The 19,065-nt window shown below is 57.4% G+C and carries 17 protein-coding genes; 4 read left to right on the forward strand and 13 right to left on the reverse strand.

Annotated elements, in window-relative coordinates; genetic code table 11:
• Positions 1–37 precede the first annotated feature (37 nt).
• On the reverse strand, positions 38–1,141 hold the full coding sequence (locus ACYZT0_RS20730; protein ID WP_462042782.1) for a hypothetical protein: 1,104 nt from the start codon (positions 1,139–1,141) through the stop codon (positions 38–40).
• A 148-nt stretch (positions 1,142–1,289) separates the two neighbouring features.
• Between ACYZT0_RS20730 and ACYZT0_RS20735 the strand changes: the two genes are divergently transcribed.
• Positions 1,290–2,699: an aminotransferase-like domain-containing protein gene (locus ACYZT0_RS20735; protein WP_462042783.1), complete on the forward strand. Its 1,410-nt coding sequence runs from the start codon at positions 1,290–1,292 to the stop codon at positions 2,697–2,699.
• Positions 2,700–2,819: 120 nt separating this feature from the next.
• Here the strand turns inward: ACYZT0_RS20735 and cyoE are convergent, their stop codons facing one another.
• The 12 genes from cyoE to ACYZT0_RS20795 all read right to left on the reverse strand — a co-directional run bounded on the left by cyoE (position 2,820) and on the right by ACYZT0_RS20795 (position 14,298).
• On the reverse strand, positions 2,820–3,707 hold the full coding sequence (gene cyoE, locus ACYZT0_RS20740) for a heme o synthase (protein WP_008147631.1): 888 nt from the start codon (positions 3,705–3,707) through the stop codon (positions 2,820–2,822).
• 11 nt (positions 3,708–3,718) lie between these two features.
• The gene (gene cyoD, locus ACYZT0_RS20745) at positions 3,719–4,057 is read right to left on the reverse strand and encodes a cytochrome o ubiquinol oxidase subunit IV (protein ID WP_462042784.1); all 339 of its coding nucleotides are present in this window, start codon (positions 4,055–4,057) and stop codon (positions 3,719–3,721) included.
• A complete protein-coding gene (locus ACYZT0_RS20750; protein WP_462042785.1) occupies positions 4,058–4,684 on the reverse strand; it encodes a cytochrome o ubiquinol oxidase subunit III in 627 nt (208 codons plus the stop codon).
• A gap of 3 nt (positions 4,685–4,687) precedes the next feature.
• Positions 4,688–6,718 (reverse strand): cytochrome o ubiquinol oxidase subunit I, encoded by a 2,031-nt coding sequence (cyoB, locus tag ACYZT0_RS20755; protein WP_462042786.1) that lies wholly within the window; start codon positions 6,716–6,718, stop codon positions 4,688–4,690.
• Positions 6,719–6,721: 3 nt separating this feature from the next.
• Positions 6,722–7,666 (reverse strand): ubiquinol oxidase subunit II, encoded by a 945-nt coding sequence (cyoA, locus tag ACYZT0_RS20760; protein WP_462042787.1) that lies wholly within the window; start codon positions 7,664–7,666, stop codon positions 6,722–6,724.
• An 817-nt stretch (positions 7,667–8,483) separates the two neighbouring features.
• Positions 8,484–8,993, reverse strand: a complete 510-nt coding sequence (locus ACYZT0_RS20765; RefSeq protein ID WP_462042788.1) for a disulfide bond formation protein B — start codon at positions 8,991–8,993, stop codon at positions 8,484–8,486.
• 191 nt (positions 8,994–9,184) lie between these two features.
• The gene (locus ACYZT0_RS20770) at positions 9,185–9,961 is read right to left on the reverse strand and encodes an ABC transporter substrate-binding protein (RefSeq protein WP_462042789.1); all 777 of its coding nucleotides are present in this window, start codon (positions 9,959–9,961) and stop codon (positions 9,185–9,187) included.
• Between the two features lie 196 nt (positions 9,962–10,157).
• A complete protein-coding gene (gene moaE, locus ACYZT0_RS20775; RefSeq protein WP_462040347.1) occupies positions 10,158–10,610 on the reverse strand; it encodes a molybdopterin synthase catalytic subunit MoaE in 453 nt (150 codons plus the stop codon).
• A gap of 3 nt (positions 10,611–10,613) precedes the next feature.
• A complete protein-coding gene (gene moaD, locus ACYZT0_RS20780; protein WP_462042790.1) occupies positions 10,614–10,856 on the reverse strand; it encodes a molybdopterin converting factor subunit 1 in 243 nt (80 codons plus the stop codon).
• Complete coding sequence (gene moaC / locus ACYZT0_RS20785) at positions 10,853–11,326, reverse strand: cyclic pyranopterin monophosphate synthase MoaC (RefSeq protein ID WP_033061025.1); 474 nt, start codon at positions 11,324–11,326, stop codon at positions 10,853–10,855. Before moaC ends, moaD begins: the two co-directional genes overlap by 4 nt.
• Before the next feature lie 103 nt (positions 11,327–11,429).
• Positions 11,430–12,824 carry a PhoH family protein gene (locus ACYZT0_RS20790; protein ID WP_462042791.1) on the reverse strand — a complete coding sequence of 465 codons (1,395 nt, stop codon included), beginning with the start codon at positions 12,822–12,824 and terminating at the stop codon, positions 11,430–11,432.
• Positions 12,825–13,173: 349 nt separating this feature from the next.
• The gene (locus ACYZT0_RS20795; protein ID WP_462042792.1) at positions 13,174–14,298 is read right to left on the reverse strand and encodes a polysaccharide deacetylase family protein; all 1,125 of its coding nucleotides are present in this window, start codon (positions 14,296–14,298) and stop codon (positions 13,174–13,176) included.
• Positions 14,299–14,548: 250 nt separating this feature from the next.
• Here ACYZT0_RS20795 and yaaA point away from each other — a divergent pair, with 250 nt between their 5' ends.
• From yaaA to alg8, 3 genes are all read left to right on the forward strand, one after another.
• Complete coding sequence (gene yaaA, locus ACYZT0_RS20800; RefSeq protein WP_462042793.1) at positions 14,549–15,328, forward strand: peroxide stress protein YaaA; 780 nt, start codon at positions 14,549–14,551, stop codon at positions 15,326–15,328.
• Between the two features lie 806 nt (positions 15,329–16,134).
• Positions 16,135–17,451: a nucleotide sugar dehydrogenase gene (locus ACYZT0_RS20805; RefSeq protein ID WP_462042794.1), complete on the forward strand. Its 1,317-nt coding sequence runs from the start codon at positions 16,135–16,137 to the stop codon at positions 17,449–17,451.
• Between the two features lie 122 nt (positions 17,452–17,573).
• Positions 17,574–19,055, forward strand: a complete 1,482-nt coding sequence (gene alg8 / locus ACYZT0_RS20810; RefSeq protein WP_462042795.1) for a mannuronan synthase — start codon at positions 17,574–17,576, stop codon at positions 19,053–19,055.
• The last annotated feature ends 10 nt before the right edge of the window (positions 19,056–19,065 follow it).

The raw sequence follows: 19,065 nt of genomic DNA on the forward strand, positions 1-19,065 counted from the left end.
CCCCGACCTGTGAAGTGAAAAACGCAAACGCGATGACTCAGTCGTGCAGCGACGCATTGGATTTACGGTTGAGGTAGTACCAGGCCAGGATCCCGCCCGCGCCAATGGCAGCCAGCACCAGCGCGTTGTACGGCGCCGGTACGACCCGCATGATCAGCACCGTCAGCCCGGCGCCAACGCCGAGGGAGACTTCCTTGACGAACATGTTGTTTTGTTTGACGGAGAAGTAATCGAGGTAGCTGAACGCACATTCGGCGAGGGACAGCAGCGCCACCCAGATCAGTGCGCCGACGAGGGTTTCGACGTGGAAAGCGGCGGGAGACGAAAGCACCGCAAAGCCGCCGACAATGATCCCGATCACGGCCACCACCTTGAAGCGCCCGGTGCGTTCGATCAGTTTCATCATCGGCACCTGAGCGAACACCACCACCGCGCTGTTGAGGATCAGCATCAGGCCATACCAGGCCGGTAATTCACCGGTTTCGAGCAGGATGGCTTGTGGCAGGATCGAGAACACGCCAAACAGTTTGATCCCCATGATGATGCCGGCGATCACCCACGGCAGTTTGTTGCGCCAGCCGCTGCCATCCTGGGTCGCAGGGCTGGCAACCACCGGTTGCGTGGTGAACGTTGCGCCCATGGCGATGGGTAAACAGAGCAGTACGAAAGCGGCAGCACCGAGGAAAAACATAGTGGGGGTCAAGAGTGGCGACAACAGGATCAGCCCCGCCAGCAGGCTGCCCATGTTCATCGCCACCCGGTTGTAGGCCGCGCCCTCTTTGGTCTGGGCCGCTTCGCTCTTGATCAGGTAACCGGCAATTGCGATGCCGTAGGCAAACAACGCGGCGGCGAACATCACCATGCCTTCGTTGCTGGTGACCGCGAGCAACACCAATCCGAGGGCGGCGCACAGCAACGTGACGCTCAGCGAACGCCGGCCCAACACCAACAAGGTCAACGGCAACAGCAACAGCAAGGCCCGATAACCAAGGGCGAGGATGCTGTTGGTGGCGGTGTCGAGCCAGACGTTGGCCTTGCCCAGCACGGCAAACAGCGACACGGCGGTGATGATTCGGATCATGAACAGGCGAACATTAATCACCGGTTTGGTCACCACGGCGACCGTTGTTTCAACACTCATGCAACACCTCTGGAACCAGCGGTTGTTCACGCGATAGCCGCGAACAATCAGGAAAGTCTGTAAGGTGATGGTAGCGAGAGACCCTTGTTTTCATCAGAGCAAGTTCGTATAGAATCGAACGAACTTTACTGCCGGAGAGACCAGTAAAATGCAGGTTCAGCGTGCAGTGATCGCCGCTATCGAGTTCCAGCCGGGTGTGCCGCTGGTTCAGCAGATCGTCGATCAGTTATCGGAGGCAATCAGCCACGGAGGCCTGCCTCACGGCTCCCGGCTACCGCCGATTCGCGAACTCTCCGAGTTGATGAACGTGGGTAAATCCACGGTGGTGGATGCTCTGGACCGCTTGCGGGCCAAGGGGTTGGTGGTTTCACGCCAGGGGTCTGGGCATTACGTGCACCGTTCCAGCATCACGATCAAGACCGATGCCGGCCCGGACCTGCAACCTCAAGACACGCTCAGCGTGGTCCGCCGCGCGGTGCTGCTGGACAATGGCGCGCTGCGCCCTGGCGCCGGTTTCCTGCCGTCCTCGTGGCTGCCGGCTGAAGAGTTGCTTAAAGCCGTGCGCGGCACGTTGCGCGCAACCTCCCTGCGCATGGGCGAATACGGCGTCGCTGGCGGTTACCTGCCGCTGCGCGAGGCGTTGCGGGTCAAGCTGTCGGCCTTGGGCATCGAAGTGCCGGTGGACCAGATCATCACCACGGCCAACACCGTGCAGGCCATCGACATGCTGATGCGCCTGCTGGTCAAACCCGGCGACACGGTGCTGCTCGACGACCCGTGTTACTTCACCATGCACACCAATCTGGCCTTGCATGGTGTCAGGGTCATCACCATCCCCCGCGGGAGTGATGGCATGGACCTGGAGGCCTTCGAGCAACTGCTGATTGCCCATCGTCCCGTGCTCTACATGACCAACAATACCTTGCACAACCCGACCGGGCATTCGTTCTCCCCGGCGCAGGTTTATCGCTTGCTGGAGTTGAGTCACCGCTATGGTTTCCACATCGTCGAAGACGATTTGTATTGCGACCTCCAGCAACGAATGACGCCGCGCCTGGCAGCGGGCGGGCTGGACAACGTCAGTTACGTCTCCGGTTTCTCCAAGACCCTGACGGCTAACAGCCGTGTCAGCTACGCGGTTCTGTCACCGCAACTGGCGGCGCAGATGGTGACGCTCAAAATGGCCTGCGGTGGCATGACGTCGGAATTGGCGGAGCAGATTATCTGCACGATGCTCAGTGATGGCAGCTATGCCAAACATACCCGGCGCACGGTGGATCGGCTTTACGAGTCGAGCAGTCGGGTGACGAGTTGGCTGGTGGAGGCAGGTTGCTCGGTGTCTTCTCTGCCGGGGGAAGGGTTGTTTATCTGGACGCGTTTGCCCGAAGGACTGCATGCCGAAACGCTGGCGAGGAAAGGTCTGGAAAACGACCTGGTGCTGGCTCCCGGCACCCTGCTCAGCAAAGCGCCGGACGCTAGCCACTTCCTGCGCTTCAACGTGGCGCACAGCGATAACACCCAGGTGCGGGAGCGGTTTTTCCGGTTGCTCGACAGCTGAGCAAATCCAATCCCTGTGGCTAGCCAGCTACTACTTTTGGATCCGGGGCTTTCAGGCCTGATCAATAAAAAGCCCCGCTCTTCTCTCGAAGGCGGGGCTTTTCTTTGCAGCCTCTAAACTTTAAGGCGCGTAAGTCAGCAACAGCTCACTTGGCACTTTAAAGTCCAACGACATCATCACGCTCAACGCGGTAATGGTGAAGATCGAGAACACGAACAGCTTGCGTGCCCAGACCGTGTCATCCACTGCCTTGTAACCGGTCCAGGCCATGTACAACCAGTACATGCCCATGGCCGCGGCGACGGCGAGGTAGCTCATGCCGGCGTAGCCGCTGAAGGTCAGCATCAAGGTCGCTACGAGGAACGCCAGGATGTAGAGCAGGATGTGCTTCTTGGCCACTTCAATCCCGCGCTTCACGGGCAACACCGGAATCGATGCGGCCAGGTAATCGTTGAAGCGGAAGATCGCGATGGCGTAGGAATGCGGCATCTGCCACAGGCTGAACATCACCAGCAACGTCAGTGCGGCCATGTCGAAGCTGTTCGTCACAGCCACGTACCCAATCACCGGCGGCATGGCGCCCGACAGACTGCCCACCAGCGTGCCGTGAACCGACTTGCGCTTGAGGTACAGGCTGTAGAAGCCGACATAGATGACAAAGCCGATCACCGCGAACAAAGCGGCCAACGGGTTGGCCACTTTGTACAACAGTGCAACGCCAAAAACACCCAGGACGGTCGCAAAAGCCAGGGCCAGTTTCAGGGAGATCAAGCCCTGGACCAGCGCCCGGTTCTTGGTGCGTTCCATCTTCAGGTCGATGTCGCGGTCGATGCAGTTGTTGAACACGCAACCGGAAGCCACCACCAGCGACGTGCCGATCATGGCGGCCAGGAAAATGGCCAGATCGACATGCCCTTTCGAGGCCAGGAAAAATCCGCCCGCCACAGAAAGCACGTTACCGAAAATGATCCCCGGTTTGGTGATTTGGATAAAGTGCTTAAAGGACATCCGGAGTTTCCTCAGTGCGCCATCATGTTGGTGTGGATGCTGAACATGATCCACAGCGACAGGCCTACCAACAGAACGATGACCAATGCTGCGAAAATAAACGCGATCACGTTGTTGCGCTGGGCGGCCGAGCGGTCCAGGTGGAGGAAGTACACCAGGTGCACCAGCACCTGGATCACTGCGAAGATCAGTACGATCCACAGGGTCATGGCTTTCGGCAGCGACGGGTACATCACCAGGCCGAAAGGAATGACGGTCAGGATCACCGACAGGATGAAGCCGATGGCGTAGGACTTGACGCTGCCGTGGCCGGCGTCGTGGCCATCGTGTGAGTGAGCTGCGTTAGCCATTTACAGAGTCCCCATCAGATAAACAACGGTGAATACGCAGATCCACACTACGTCCAGGAAGTGCCAGAACAGGCTCAGGCAGCTCAGACGGGTCTTGTTGGTCGCCGTCAGGCCTTTTTTCTGCACCTGATACATCATGATCGCCATCCAGATCAGACCGCTGGTCACGTGCAGACCGTGGGTGCCGACCAGGGTGAAGAACCCGGACAGGAAGCCGCTACGGTTAGGACCGAAGCCTTCGGAGATCAGCATGTGGAACTCGTTGATCTCCATGCCGATGAAGCCGGCGCCGAACAGGAAGGTCATGCCCAGCCAGCCCAGCACCTGGTTCTTCTTGCCCTTGAACAACGCCAGCATGGCGAAGCCGTAGGTGATCGAACTGAACAGCAGCAGAGCGGTTTCGCCCAGCACGTACGGCAGCTCGAAGATGTCGTGGCCCGACGGGCCACCCGCTACGTTGTTAACCAGTACCGCGTATGCCGCGAAGATCGACGCAAACAGAATGCAGTCGGTCATCAGGTAGAGCCAGAAACCGAATACGGTCATCTCGCCCGAGTCGTGGTGATGGTCGTCGTGCCCATGGTCCGTGCCATGGGCGTGTCCAGCAGTGGTCACTAAGTTCGACATGGTTTAAGCCTGTTCCAACGAGGTTTCAACACGGGTGGCGGTGGCTGGAGCTTTCCCGGCCGCTACCAGACGCTTGTGCTGCTCGGCTTCGATGCGTTCGATTGTCTCGACCGGCACCATGTAGCCTTGGTCATCACGTGCAGCGTGAATCACGAAATAGATCACGGTGCCGGCCAGACCGACGATGGCCAACCACCAGATGTGCCATATCATCGCGAAACCGAATACGGTCAACAGAGCGCCCATGACCACACCGGTCGCGGTGTTGTTTGGCATGTGGATCGGCTCGTAACGGGCTGGAGCCTGGTACGCGGTACCGTTTTCCTTGGCCTCAGTGAACGGGTCGATGGTTTCAGCTTTCGGCAGCACGGCAAAGTTGTAGAACGGTGGTGGCGACGAAGTCGACCATTCCAGCGTGTGGGCATTCCACGGGTCGCCGTGTTCGCACATGTTTTCTGGCTTGTTGCGATCACGCACGCTCACGTAGAGCTGGATCAGCTGGCAAGCAATACCGACAGCGATCAGTACCGCACCGAACAGTGCCACGTACAGGTAAGGCACCCACTCAGGGTTGGTGGAGCTGTTCAGACGACGGGTCATGCCCATGAAGCCCAGTACATAGAGCGGCATGAACGCGACGAAGAAGCCGGTGATCCAGAACCAGAACGCGGCCTTGCCCCAACCTTCGTGCAGCTTGAAGCCGAACGCTTTCGGGAAGTAGAAGCCGAAGCCTGCGATGTAACCGAACACGGCGCCGCCGATGATCACGTTATGGAAGTGCGCGATCACGAACAGGCTGTTGTGCAGTACGAAGTCAGCACCCGGAATGGCCAGCAGTACGCCGGTCATGCCGCCGATGGCGAAGGTCACCATGAAGCCCAGGGTCCAGAGAACCTGGCTGGTGAAACGCAGACGGCCTTGGTAAATGGTGAACAGCCAGTTGAATAGCTTCACCCCCGTCGGGATCGAAATCAGCATCGTCGCCAGACCGAAGAAGGCGTTGACGCTGGCCCCCGAACCCATGGTGAAGAAGTGGTGCAGCCATACCATGAAGCCCAGGATCGAGATCGCGCCACTGGCGTAGATCATCGAGTGGTGGCCGAACAGTTTCTTGCCGGAGAAGGTCGAGATGACTTCGGAGAAGATCCCGAACGCCGGCAGAATCAGGATGTACACCTCGGGGTGACCCCAGGCCCAGAACAGGTTGACGTACATCATCGGATTGCCACCAAGTTCATTGGTGAAAATGTGGAAATCCATGTAACGGTCAAGCGTCAACAAAGCCAGGGTGGCGGTCAGGATCGGGAAGGAAGCGACGATCAGCACGTTGGCCCAGGTGCAGGTCCAGGTGAAGATCGGCATGTCCATCAGCTTCATGCCAGGGGTACGCATTTTCAGCACGGTGGCCAGGAAGTTGACCCCGGTCAGCGTCGTACCTAGCCCGGATAGCTGGAGTGCCCAGATGTAGTAATCCATCCCCACGCCCGGACTGTATTGCAGACCCGACAGCGGCGGATAGGCAACCCAACCGGTCTTGGCGAATTCGCCAACGCCCAGGGACAGGTTGATCAGCACCACGCCGGAAACCAGCAGCCAGAAGCTCAGGGAGTTCAGGAACGGGTAGGCAACGTCACGGGCACCGATCTGCAACGGCACCGCAAGGTTCATCAGACCGGTGAAGAATGGCATCGCCATGAAGATGATCATGATCACACCGTGCGCGGTGAAGATCTGGTCATAGTGTTCAGGCGGCAGGTAGCCAGGCGAACCCTCGGTGGCCATGGCCAACTGGGTACGCATCATGATGGCGTCGGCAAAACCGCGCAGCAGCATGACCATGGCGACGATGATGTACATCACGCCGATTTTCTTGTGGTCGACCGACGTCAGCCACTCGGTCCACAAATAGGTCCACTTCTTGAAATAAGTGATACCCGCGAACAGTGTCAGACCGCCAAGCGCGATCATGGCGATGGTTATCATCACGATCGGTTCGTGGAACGGGACCGCTTCCCAACTTAATTTACCAAACATCGTTTACTCCTCTGCCCCGGCGGCTGAATGCGAACTCATGTCCATCCCTTCCATATGGGCCACTTCTTTCTCTTTCTTCTCGTGGTGCATCGGCTTGCCCGGATTCATGCCTTCGTACTTGTCGACGATGATCTGGAACAGGTTCGGCGTGAACGAGGAGTAGAGCTCTACTGGGTTGTTCTGGCTTGGTTTGGAAAGGGCTTCGTATTCAGCTTTTTCCAGCTGTTTAGGTGCCTTTTTGACATCACTGACCCAGGCATCGAAATCCGCCTGGGAAGTGGCGATAGCTTTGAACTTCATGCCGGTGAAACCCGCGCCGCTGTAGTTGGCGGAGATACCGTCGAATTCAGCGTTCTGGTTGGCAATCAGGTGCAGCTTGGTCTGCATGCCCGCCATCGCGTAGATCTGGCCACCCAGGCCCGGGATGAAGAACGAGTTCATCACGGTGTCGGAGGTCACTTTGAAATTGATAGGCGTGTTAGCCGGGAACACCAGTTTGTTAACCGTGGCGATGCCCTGTTCCGGGTAGATGAACAGCCACTTCCAGTCCATCGCGACCACTTCAACAGTGATCGGCTTGACGTCGGATTCCAGCGGACGGTACGGGTCCAGTGCGTGGGTCGACTTGTAGGTGACATAACCCAGGGCAATGATGATGAGTACCGGTACAGCCCACACCGCGATTTCGATCTTGGTGGAGTGCGACCACTTCGGCGTGTAAACGGCGTTGGTGTTGGACGCGCGGTATTTCCAGGCGAACAGGAAGGTCATGACGATGACCGGAACCACGACCAACAGCATCAGCAGCGTCGCGGTGATGATCAGGTTTCGCTCATCCAGGCCAACCTGGCCCTTGGGATCGAGCAAGGTCATGTTGCAGCCTGTCAGCAGCAATGTGCCGAGCAGCGGCAATAAGCCTAGTAGTCTGGGGTACCTGTTTTTACTCATCTCACGACCTCTAAAGCAGCTTGCGCAATGCAGTTGGGTTTTGATCGCCAACACTTCACCCTGCCAAGGGTTGGCATTTTTCTTGGATTGAATAAGTGGCTGCCCGTCGCGCGTCAGACGCTGTTCGACAAATCCTGGGCTAGCGTTGAGTTCTTATTCGAATTCGTGGTCAAAGGCCTTGTTACAGACCAATTCCATTTGGTGCGGATAATTGGAAGGCACCGACACCTGGGAGTCGTATGAAGCCAATTGGCCTCTCGACGCCCTATTCCTGCTCAGGGGTGAGCAGTGCCGGGAATTCAGTGCGGGCGATTGTAGATATGTAACGTTTTATAAACCATGTCTCATCCCGAAATAATTTTTATCCATTCCAGCAACAATCAATAACGGTATTTGCAAAAGTGCGCCATGGTATCGAAATAGATTCTCAACAAAAACACCAAAAATAGTAGGTCTACCTCAGGCAGTTCAGACAGTATCGAAGGCTCTGCCCCCTTCGCCGACCTCGCCCAAGCCCCTATGTGACAAGGGCTCTGGCAATTCGCCAAGGCCTGTTAAAACTGCCTGTTCCAGATTTTTCGGGTTGAAGTCGCCCGACGGTGACAAAGACCAATTTTGTTGCGTGACACGCTACCAATTGGGCGCGTTGAAATGCCTTGCGACACTCCTGCTGTGACAACATGTCGCACATGTGTCGCACCCAGACTTGTCGCGCATCAAGGTCATTTTACCTGAGCCCTAAAATGCAAAACGCCCCGGCCCTCTCAATGAGGACCGGAGCGTTTTTTTGTGTGACGCAGCGATGCGGCGGATGGCTTCAGCGAAGCGCTTTACGGTTTCGCGAGGTGAGCAGCGGCACCAGCACCACGACCAGCACAAAGGCCAGCAGAGCCCATTGAGCGAGAGAAAGACCGAGGATTGGCGGGTACGGCGTGGAGCAGAAGCCGTCGACCTGGAAGCCCAGCGGGAAGATCTTCGCCAGTGGTAAACCGTCGACAATCGGTTGCAGCACATCGATGCCGCAGCTGACCGCCGGGTAGAACTGGGTATAGACGTGATGCCCGGCCACCCCGACGCCTGCCAGGGCGCAGATCACCACCAGGGTTTCAAATACCGTGATGCTGCGGCGGGTGCGCATGGCCGCGCCGACGAACGCGAAGAGCGCGATCAGCAGCAACGCATAACGTTGCAGGATGCACAGCGGGCACGGCGCCTCGCCTAGAACTATTTGCATGTACAGCGCGCCGCCGATCAGCGCCAGGCAGATGATGCCCAGCAACACCAGATAGCGCCGTTCACGGCCCAACCGCATTGTTTCCTCGCTCATTGCGTTTCCCTTCTGAATATCGATTGCCCGAAGTCTACACGCTGGCCCTGACCTTTGAGAGTCCGGCGCGCACAGCTGGGTATCGGGGAATAGACGACGAGCCGGTTAAGAAGGGATTAACGTTGAAGCTTTTTTCAAAAATCGGAACCGCGCGGGGACTTTCGTGAAAAAGCCCCCCCGCAAGCGATTGATCAGTCGCCGTAGATATCAGACTTGAAGTACTTCTCTGAAATCTTCTGGTATTCGCCATTGGCACGAATGCCGTCGATGGCAGTGTTCAGTTCGGACACCAATTCAGTGTTGCCCTTGCGCACCGCAATCCCGGCGCCCTCGCCCACGTATTTCGGATCCTTGAGCTCCGGTCCGACAAACGCATAGCCTTTGCCACGGGGCATCGTCAGGAAGTCATTCAGTGGAATGGTGTCGGCAAAAATGGCATCGAGGCGACCGGCTGCCAGATCCATGTAAATCTCTTCGTTGTTGCTGTAACGCTTGACGTTGATACCCTTCGGTTCAAAAACCTCGGTGGCGTAACGGTCTGTGGTGGTTGCGCGCTGCACGCCGATGGTTTTGCCCTTGAGGCTCGCGTACTGATCATCCACGACCGCGCCGTCCTTCATCAGCAGACGCGATGAGGTGAAGTAGTACTTGTGGGTAAAATCCACCGACTTCTTACGGTCTTCGTTGATGGTCATGGACGACAGCGCCATGTCGAGTTTCTTCACTTTAAGGGAAGGAATCAGACCGTCGAATTCACCTTCGACCCATACGCATTTGGCCTTCATCTGCGCGCACAGGGCATTGCCGATGTCGTAGTCGAAACCGACAATCTCGCCTTTATCGGTTTTGGACGCGAACGGTGGATAAGCTGCTTCGATGCCGATGCGCAGGGTTTTATCGGCGGCGAACAAGGAGCTGCACGCCAACAGGCTCATAGCCAGACCGGTAATGAGGGGGAGTTTCTTCATGTTCGTTCTCTCGCGGGTTGTTGTTGGTTTGGCAAGACAGAAGAAAAAACTAAAACGGGGAAGGCTTATTTGTACATATAATTCCATACTGGACTTTTATGTACGGACCGTCAATTAGGGCAAATGAAGATGTGCCGGCCGGTGGTCGGGAGGAGATCGGGTGTTGCGAAGGCGTATTTGCAGGCGCCAAAAGAACTTACTGCTTCCAGCGATCCGCCGCCGCATGATCGCTGTCACGCCCTTCAACCCAACGTGCCCCATCACGGGTGTTTTCTTTCTTCCAGAACGGTGCGCGGGTTTTCAGGTAGTCCATGACAAAGGCGCAGGCATCGAACGCGGCCTGGCGGTGGGCGCTGGCAGCGCCGACGAAGACGATCGGCTCACCCGGTTCCAGGGCGCCGATGCGATGCAACACTTCAAGTTTGAGCAGCGGCCAGCGCTGCTCAGCCTCTGCGGCGATCTTGCCAAGGGCCTTTTCGGTCATGCCCGGGTAGTGCTCCAAAAACATCCCGGCGACGTCGAGCCCATCATTGAAGTCGCGAACATAGCCGACAAAACTCACCACCGCACCGACGCCCACATTGGCGGCGTGCATGGCGTTGACTTCAGCACCCGGATCGAACGCCGTGGACTGCACGCGAATCGCCATGGTTCAGCCTCCGGTCACGGTCGGAAAAAATGCCACTTCATCGCCATCGCTCACCGGCTCATCGAGCTGGCACAAGTCTTCATTGCGGGCGCACATCAGGTTCTGTTCACTCAACACATCGGCACCGTCACGCTGGGCCAACAGCGCGCGCACATCGTCGACGGTGGCGAAATTGCCTTCCACGTTCACAGACTCCACGCCGAGCGCTTCACGGTAACGGGCAAAAAACTTCACGGTGACGTTCATGGCTGATCCGCCTGGAAATGGCCGCTCTTGCCACCGAGTTTCTCCAGCAACCGCACGCTTTCGATGGTCATGCCGCGATCCACGGCCTTGCACATGTCATAGATAGTCAGCGCCGCGACGCTGGCGGCGGTCAGGGCTTCCATCTCTACGCCGGTCTGTCCCGACAACTTGCAGCGCGCGACGATGCGCACGGTGTCGTCGCCTTCGGCACTGAGCTCGACCTTGACGCCGGTGAGCAGCAGCGGATGGCACAGAGGGATCAAATCGCTGGTTTTCTTCGCGGCCTGAATACCGGCGATACGCGCCACGGCGAACACATCACCCTTGGGGTGACCGCCGCTGACGATCATCTGCAGGGTTTCGGGCAGCATGCGCACCAGCGCTTGGGCCGTTGCTTCACGGAACGTTACGGCTTTTTCAGTGACGTCGACCATATTGGCGCGACCTTGGGAATCGAGATGAGTCAGCACAGGGATACTCCTGATCAGGAGCCCCGATTGTAAACCTGTGGGTCAAATTTCGGCCATAAAAAACCGGGCGGCCTGCGCAGGCCGCCCGGCTCTGTTGAGGAGGTTACAAATGCGTTTCGGCGTATTCGGCCAGTATCGAACGTGGCACCCCTTGCAGGGTGATGTGCACCCCGTTGGGGAAATCCTTGAAGCGCTCTGTCAGGTACGTCAGCCCGGAACTGGTCGCGGACAGGTAAGGCGTGTCGATTTGTGCCAGGTTACCCAGGCACACTACTTTGGAACCGGCGCCAGCACGGGTGATGATGGTTTTCATCTGGTGCGGCGTGAGGTTCTGGCATTCATCGATCAGGATCAGACTCTGCTGGAAGCTGCGGCCTCGAATGTAGTTGAGGGATTTGAACTGCAACGGCACTTTGCTGAGGATGTAATCGACGCTGCCATGGGTGTTTTCGTCATCCATGTGCAAGGCTTCGAGGTTGTCGGTGATGGCGCCCAGCCAAGGCTCCATTTTTTCCGCTTCGGTGCCGGGCAGGAAGCCGATCTCCTGGTCCAGGCCCTGCACGCTACGGGTAGCGATGATGCGCCGGTAGCGTTTGCTGACCATGGTCTGCTCGATCGCCGCCGCCAATGCGAGGATGGTTTTACCCGAACCGGCCGCACCGGTCAGATTGACCAGGTGAATATCCGGATCAAGCAAGGCGTACAGCGCCAGGCTCTGATAAATGTCACGCGGTTTAAGGCCCCAGGCTTCCTGGTGCAACAGGGGTTCCTGATGCAGGTCGAGAATCAGCAATTTGTCGCTCTGGATTTCCTTGATCCAGCCGACAAATCCCTGTTCATCGATGATGAACTCGTTGATGTGCACCGCCGGCAGGTTGTCAATCAGCTGCACCTGGTGCCAGGTGCGGCCGTGATCCTGGCGGGTGTCGACATTCCTCACGCGGTCCCAGAAGGAGCCGGTCATGTTGTGATAACCGTTGGGAAGCAATGACACGTCGTCGACCAGCTGGTCGGTGCTGTAGTCCTCGGCCGCGATCCCGCAAGCCCGGGCCTTGAGGCGCATGTTGATGTCTTTGGTGACCAGCACCACGGGCAGATTGGGTTCGCGCGCGTGCAAGTCGATCAACTGGTTGATGATGATGTTGTCGTTCAGGTGCTCGGGCAGAATGATGTTCGGTTCGGCACGCTTGCTCATCAGAATTGACAGCAAGCCCTTGGGCCCACTTTTGCCACGCTGGATCGCAACCCCGAGCTCGACATCTTGAGGGCTGGCGTCGCCCAGGGTCTTGTCGATCAGGCGTATGGCCTGACGGCATTCTGCAGCCACGCTGTGATGCCCGCTCTTGAGCTTGTCGAGCTCTTCAAGCACGGTCATCGGGATGGCGACGTGGTGTTCTTCGAAGTTAAGCAGGGCGTTTGGATCGTGAATCAATACGTTGGTATCGAGTACATAAAGGATTGGCTGGTTGGAGGAAGAACTACGTCCGTGATCATCCATACTCGGTCACCTTTGTGGGAGCCAGTCGACGCAATACCGTGACAGTGCTGCGCCTCGAAGTGGCCACCGAATTCACCCCGCACTACCTACAAAAAGCGAAATGCAAGTGAACTGCACACAGGGGTCTTGGAAGACGCCACCTGTGTTGCAGGTTTCGGCGGTCTGTCTTCGTAATACTCCAAAACCTGTGACAGAAAAAAGTACTTTGACGTTTTTTTGAAGTTTATTTTTCTGAGTGACCAATAGCACTAGGCGGATTGCCATCACCCCGTTAAAGTCGGAAGTCCGCCTGCATCGAATCCTCACCAAAAATCGCCCTTCGCCCAATGTTTACGACCTTTCGCCGTTTTCAGCGAAACGCGTCCTGACAGTCTTCCCAGCCGATTCCGCTTTGCGCCGTTTGCGTGATGAGCCAAGGCATCGCCGTTTTCAGCGCATCCTGTTTCACATTGAAGTTGATCACCCCGTGTCGCCATAACAGCATCAGACTCAACACTCGTTGCGCGCTCTGATTGGCTTTCAGCTTGCCGGCACCGTCCTGGGCGTCGATATCCCAGAGCGCCACCTGCAAGCCCTGGGACTCGAAAAAGCCTTCAGCGTCAGAACGACGCTGACCATCGGGCGGCCGAAACAATGGTACGTAGTTCTCGGGCAGTTTGCTCTTGACCAGTTCGACACTGCGTCGCACCGAATCCTGCCAGTCCTGCCAATGGCTGTGGGAGCGAAACTCCCAGCCTTGCACGCCGATGCACTGCTTTGAGTAAGTCGCTTGCAGGCTGGCCACCGAGCGATCGGCCAGACGGGCCTGGATGTCCTTGCCAAGGACGAAGAACGTGCCACTCATGTTCGACTTGCGCAGGTATTCCGTGGCCCAGGCCGTGTTATCCGGCGTGGCATTGGCGGCGCTGTCGAAAGTCAGCAAAAACAGCCGGTCATGCATCGCCTCGCCATTGCGCTCATAGTCGCCAAAACGATCAACTTCACTGCTGCTTTGCGGAAACAGCGCCGCCTTGCGCAATTGCTCGTCCAGGTACTGGGCATGGAACAGTCGGCTCGGCTCGGCCCACTTTATGTAGTAGCTCTCATCGCTGACCTGAAACTTGGCGGCCTGCTGGCGCAGAGTGTCCAAGTCTTCGACCAGGAAACAGAAGGAGGCATCCTGATCGCAGCTCTGCTGGGCAAAGTTGTAGTTGGCCAGCAGGCGCAGCCACAGGCGCTGGCGCAGGTTGTTGATCGACTCCAGATTGATCGTTCGCAACCCAATGCGCTGGGCCAGGCTCCCTTCATCCAGAGACTCGCTGGCCAGCAGAACACGGGCGAACATCAGGATCTCGGCCCGTGACGCAACGTCAAACAGGGTCGGGCTGCTGAGCTGTTCGGGCCACGTGCTGCGATCAAGCGTCGCCACATCACTCGGAGTGGCCAGGGCACCGAAGCTCAAGAGCCAGGCCGTGATTAGAAAAACGATACGCAATGGGATGTCTCCATAACAAAACCCGCGCGGCACTATAGCTGATCGCCGCCTCGATGATCGTTCCCACGCTCTGCGTGGGAATGCAGCCAGTGACGCTCCGCGTCACCGCCAAAGCGGACGCGGAGCGTCCGGGGAGGCATTCCCACGCGGAGCGTGGGAACGATCGCCGTCTGGCGCCTATCGCGTCCATAGCTGGAGTCAGCATGAACAACCCCCTAGAATCGCCCCCACGATTAAAGGAGACGACTTCATGCTGATGGTGATTTCCCCCGCCAAGACCCTCGATTACGAAACACCGCCGGCGACCCAGCGCTTCACCCAGCCGCAATACCTCGACCATTCCCAGGAGCTGATCCTGCAATTGCGCGAACTGACCCCAGCGCAGATCAGCGAGTTGATGCACGTCTCCGACAAGATCGGCGGGCTCAACGCCGCGCGTTTCGGCAGCTGGACGCCGGCGTTCACCCCCGCCAACGCCAAACAGGCATTGCTCGCATTCAAGGGCGACGTCTACACCGGGTTGAATGCTCAAACCTTCAGCGAAGCCGATTTCGATTACGCCCAGCAGCACTTGCGCATGTTGTCCGGCCTGTACGGCCTGCTGCGCCCGCTAGACCTGATGCAGCCGTATCGACTGGAGATGGGCACCAAACTGGCGAATGCCCGGGGCAAGGATTTGTATGCTTTCTGGGGCACATGGATCAGCGAATGGCTGAACGAAGCCCTGGCCGATCAAGGCGATGACGTGCTGCTGAACCTGGCCTCCAACGAGTACTTCTCGTCGGTCAAACGCCCCGCCCTGAACGCGCGCATCATCAATACCGAATTCAAGGACCTGAAGAACGGCCAGTACAAAATCATCAGCTTCTACGCGAAAAAGGCCCGCGGCATGATGAGTCGCTTCGTTATTAAAGAACGCATCAACGACCCGGCAATCCTCAAGCAGTTCGATATGCAAGGCTATCGCTACAGCGCCGAGCAGTCTAAACCGGACAATTTTGTGTTCCTGCGCGATCACGCGCCAGAGTAAGCACCCGATCGGTGCACGCCTCATTAATGGGTCGTGCGCCGACGTTTGATCGTCCAACAATCCCCGCTCGATTTGCCACTTCATTGGCGCCAAAAAACAATCACTCTTTTTACTAACTTTAGTTTCACTCGACTTTGATGATTTTTTTCAGTAGTGGCACTGAATTTTTTTATCGGTAGTGGCACATAACTATCTAATCCGACAATAACCTTATGTATCAAGGGTAAGACAGGCGTTGCTATCAATATGAAAGCAGTGCCATCTTTTCCGATATTTCAAGAAATTTCAGAATTCGCGATGGGCGGACAGGAACTATGTCCAAATGCGTCGCTCATACCACCGGTAACCATTCTCTCGGCGCTTGTACGAGATAACTTACGCAGAGAAGAGATTCACCTAGCAAAGTTGTCACATTAACTTCTGCGAACGGGTCCCTGATTTGGGCAACACATGAAGGATAGGAGATAAGCCTCATAAATATCCCCTACAAGGCCAAGGCTGCGCCCCTATAAACGTGCTCACCTGAGCACCCAACCGCTTGATTTACGGGCTTCTGGCCTGGCATTGAGCGCGCAAGACCTTTGCACGAATGTCTTCTGATTAGAAGATCTGCTGCATAACAGGGCAAGCCATAACAATAAAGCCTAGTTGCGCACATTTTGAGTGAACTTATTTAGACACTCGGAACTTATATGCCTGCACGCGGCATCGTGGCGCCTTCAAGGCGCACTTCCGAGTGCACTATAACCGCTGAACACCATTAACTCCGGCCATGTTATGGCTTGATAAATACAGAGGTAAATGCGATGCGCATCAGCATATTTGGTTTGGGTTACGTCGGTGCAGTATGTGCCGGTTGCCTGTCTGCACGGGGCCATGACGTCGTTGGCGTCGATGTCGCCAAAGACAAGATCGATATGATCAACGCCGGCAAATCGCCGATTGTTGAACCGGGTCTGGGCGAACTTCTGCAGAAAGGTATCGAGACGGGCCGCCTGCGCGGTACGACCGACTTCGCCGAGGCGATTCGCGCCACCGATCTGTCGATGATCTGCGTTGGCACGCCGAGCAAGAAGAACGGCGACCTGGAACTGAACTACATCGAAGCCGTGTGCCGCGAGATCGGTTTTGTCCTGCGTGACAAGACTACCCGCCACACCATCGTGGTTCGCAGCACCGTTCTGCCGGGCACTGTCGCAAACGTTGTCATCCCGATCCTCGAAGACTGCTCCGGCAAAAAAGCCGGCGTCGATTTCGGCGTAGCAGTGAACCCAGAGTTCCTGCGTGAAAGCACCGCGATCGCCGATTACGACCTGCCGCCAATGACCGTCATCGGCGAGTTCGACAAGGCTTCGGGCGACGTTCTGCAATCGCTGTACGAAGAGCTCGATGCTCCGATCATCCGCAAGGACATCGCAGTGGCCGAGATGATCAAGTACACCTGCAACGTGTGGCACGCCACCAAGGTGACCTTCGCCAACGAGATCGGCAACATCGCCAAGGCTGTCGGCGTCGATGGTCGTGAAGTGATGGAAGTGGTCTGCCAGGACAAGACGTTGAACCTGTCCCAGTACTACATGCGCCCTGGCTTCGCGTTCGGCGGCTCCTGCCTGCCGAAAGACGTTCGCGCCCTGACCTACCGCGCCGGTTCGCTGGACGTGGAAGCACCGCTGCTGAACTCGCTGATGCGCAGTAACGAGTCCCAGGTGCAGAACGCCTTCGACATCGTCACCAGCCACGGAAAACGCAAAGTCGCCCTGCTGGGTCTGAGTTTCAAGGCCGGTACTGACGACCTGCGCGAAAGCCCGCTGGTTGATCTGGCGGAAATGCTGATCGGCAAGGGCTACGACCTGAGCATCTACGACACCAACGTCGAATACGCCCGCGTTCACGGGGCGAACAAGGATTACATCGAGTCGAAGATCCCTCACGTCTCGTCCTTGCTCAACTCCGACTTTGACGACGTGATCAACAACTCCGACGTGATCATCCTCGGCAACCGTGACGAGAAGTTCCGCGCGCTGGCGCAAGAAGCTCCACACGGCAAGCAAGTAATCGACCTGGTCGGTTTCATGTCCCAAGCCACTAGCGCAAGTGGTCGGACTGAAGGCATCTGCTGGTAACAAGCGGCATCGGGAGGGTTTGCGGCGCTCATATCGCCAGCAAACCCTCCCGGCTTTTTCGCCTGCCTTAACCCCATCGGGCCACCCCACAGGCTCGCCCGAGATAGAGACGGATGCAGATTATGCACAGGCTAAAGCACGGCCTACTTCAGGCCGCCGGTTGGCTGTTTTACCTAAGTTTGTTGATGGGCATCGCCATGGCGCTGCCTGCGTCCACGTTCGACTCAGAGTCGAAGGACTTCATCTTCCTGATCGGTATCGTCGGTATCTGGCGCTACTCGATGGGTGCCACGCACTTTCTGCGCGGCATGCTGTTTCTGTACGTGGTCTACCCGCACCTGCGGCGCAAAGTGCGCAAGCTGGGTCAAGCGGCAAACCCGTCACATGTGTACCTGATGGTCACCAGTTTTCGTATCGACGCGCTGACCACCGCCCAGGTCTACGCCTCGGTGATTCGCGAAGCGATCGACTGCGGCCTGCCAACCACCATGGTCTGCTCCATCGTGGAAATGTCCGATGAGAAGCTGGTGAAAAGCCTTTGGGCCCGGATGAACCCACCGGCTCGCGTCAAGCTCGACTTCGTGCGCATTCCCGGCACCGGCAAGCGCGATGGCCTGGCTTACGGTTTCCGCGCCATCTCCCGCCACCTGCCGGACGACCGCGCAGTGGTTGCAGTGATCGATGGCGACACCGTGCTCGCCGAAGGCGTCGTGCTCAAGACCGTGCCGTGGTTCCAGCTGTTCGGCAATGTCGGCGGCTTGACCACCAACGAGTTCTGCGAAGTGCGCGGCGGCTACATCATGAGCGAATGGCACAAACTGCGATTCGCCCAACGACACATCAACATGTGCTCGATGGCCCTGTCCAAACGCGTGCTGACCATGACCGGGCGGATGTCAGTATTCCGTGCCACCGTGGTGACAGACCCGGACTTCATCGCCGACGTGGAAAGCGACTCGCTGCAACACTGGCGCCTGGGCCGCTTCAAGTTCCTCACCGGTGATGACAAGTCGAGCTGGTTCAGCTTGATGCGCCTGGGCTACGACACGTTCTACGTGCCGGACGCCGCCATTCACACCGTGGAACACCCGCCGGAAAAAAGCTTCATCAAGGCCAGTCGCAAACTGATGTTCCGCTGGTACGGCAACAACTTGCGCCAGAACTCCCGCGCACTGGGCCTGGGGATGAAACGCCTCGGCCTGTTCACTTCGGTGGTGCTGTTCGACCAGCGTGTATCGATGTGGACATCGCTGTTGGGCCTGACGGTCGCGATCATCGCCACCTTCAAGTACGGCGCCGCGTTCATCCTGGTTTACCTGCTGTGGATCGGCATTACCCGCCTGATCCTGACCCTGCTGCTGTCCTGCTCCGGTCACAAGATCGGCCCGGCCTACCCGGCGATTCTCTATTACAACCAAATCGTCGGCGCGCTGGTGAAGATCTACGTGTTCTTCCGCCTCGACCAACAATCCTGGACTCGCCAGGACACCAAATTGACCCGTGATCTCGCCAGCTTTCAACGTTGGTTCAACACCTGGTCGTCTCGGACCATGACCTTCTCCGCCGGCAGCATCTTTGTTGCTGTGCTGCTGATGATGGTCTGACCGAACTTGC

The organism is Pseudomonas sp. ZS1P83 (assembly GCF_054897825.1).

Coding starts and splice junctions, on each gene's coding strand:
- ACYZT0_RS20730 (WP_462042782.1), bottom strand. CDS start 1,141: ATGAGTGTTGAAACAACGGTCGCCGTGGTGACCAAACCGGTGATTAAT.
- ACYZT0_RS20735 (WP_462042783.1), top strand. CDS start 1,290: ATGCAGGTTCAGCGTGCAGTGATCGCCGCTATCGAGTTCCAGCCGGGT.
- cyoE (WP_008147631.1), bottom strand. CDS start 3,707: ATGTCCTTTAAGCACTTTATCCAAATCACCAAACCGGGGATCATTTTC.
- cyoD (WP_462042784.1), bottom strand. CDS start 4,057: ATGGCTAACGCAGCTCACTCACACGATGGCCACGACGCCGGCCACGGC.
- ACYZT0_RS20750 (WP_462042785.1), bottom strand. CDS start 4,684: ATGTCGAACTTAGTGACCACTGCTGGACACGCCCATGGCACGGACCAT.
- cyoB (WP_462042786.1), bottom strand. CDS start 6,718: ATGTTTGGTAAATTAAGTTGGGAAGCGGTCCCGTTCCACGAACCGATC.
- cyoA (WP_462042787.1), bottom strand. CDS start 7,666: ATGAGTAAAAACAGGTACCCCAGACTACTAGGCTTATTGCCGCTGCTC.
- ACYZT0_RS20765 (WP_462042788.1), bottom strand. CDS start 8,993: ATGAGCGAGGAAACAATGCGGTTGGGCCGTGAACGGCGCTATCTGGTG.
- ACYZT0_RS20770 (WP_462042789.1), bottom strand. CDS start 9,961: ATGAAGAAACTCCCCCTCATTACCGGTCTGGCTATGAGCCTGTTGGCG.
- moaE (WP_462040347.1), bottom strand. CDS start 10,610: ATGGCGATTCGCGTGCAGTCCACGGCGTTCGATCCGGGTGCTGAAGTC.
- moaD (WP_462042790.1), bottom strand. CDS start 10,856: ATGAACGTCACCGTGAAGTTTTTTGCCCGTTACCGTGAAGCGCTCGGC.
- ACYZT0_RS20790 (WP_462042791.1), bottom strand. CDS start 12,824: ATGGATGATCACGGACGTAGTTCTTCCTCCAACCAGCCAATCCTTTAT.
- yaaA (WP_462042793.1), top strand. CDS start 14,549: ATGCTGATGGTGATTTCCCCCGCCAAGACCCTCGATTACGAAACACCG.
- ACYZT0_RS20805 (WP_462042794.1), top strand. CDS start 16,135: ATGCGCATCAGCATATTTGGTTTGGGTTACGTCGGTGCAGTATGTGCC.
- alg8 (WP_462042795.1), top strand. CDS start 17,574: ATGCACAGGCTAAAGCACGGCCTACTTCAGGCCGCCGGTTGGCTGTTT.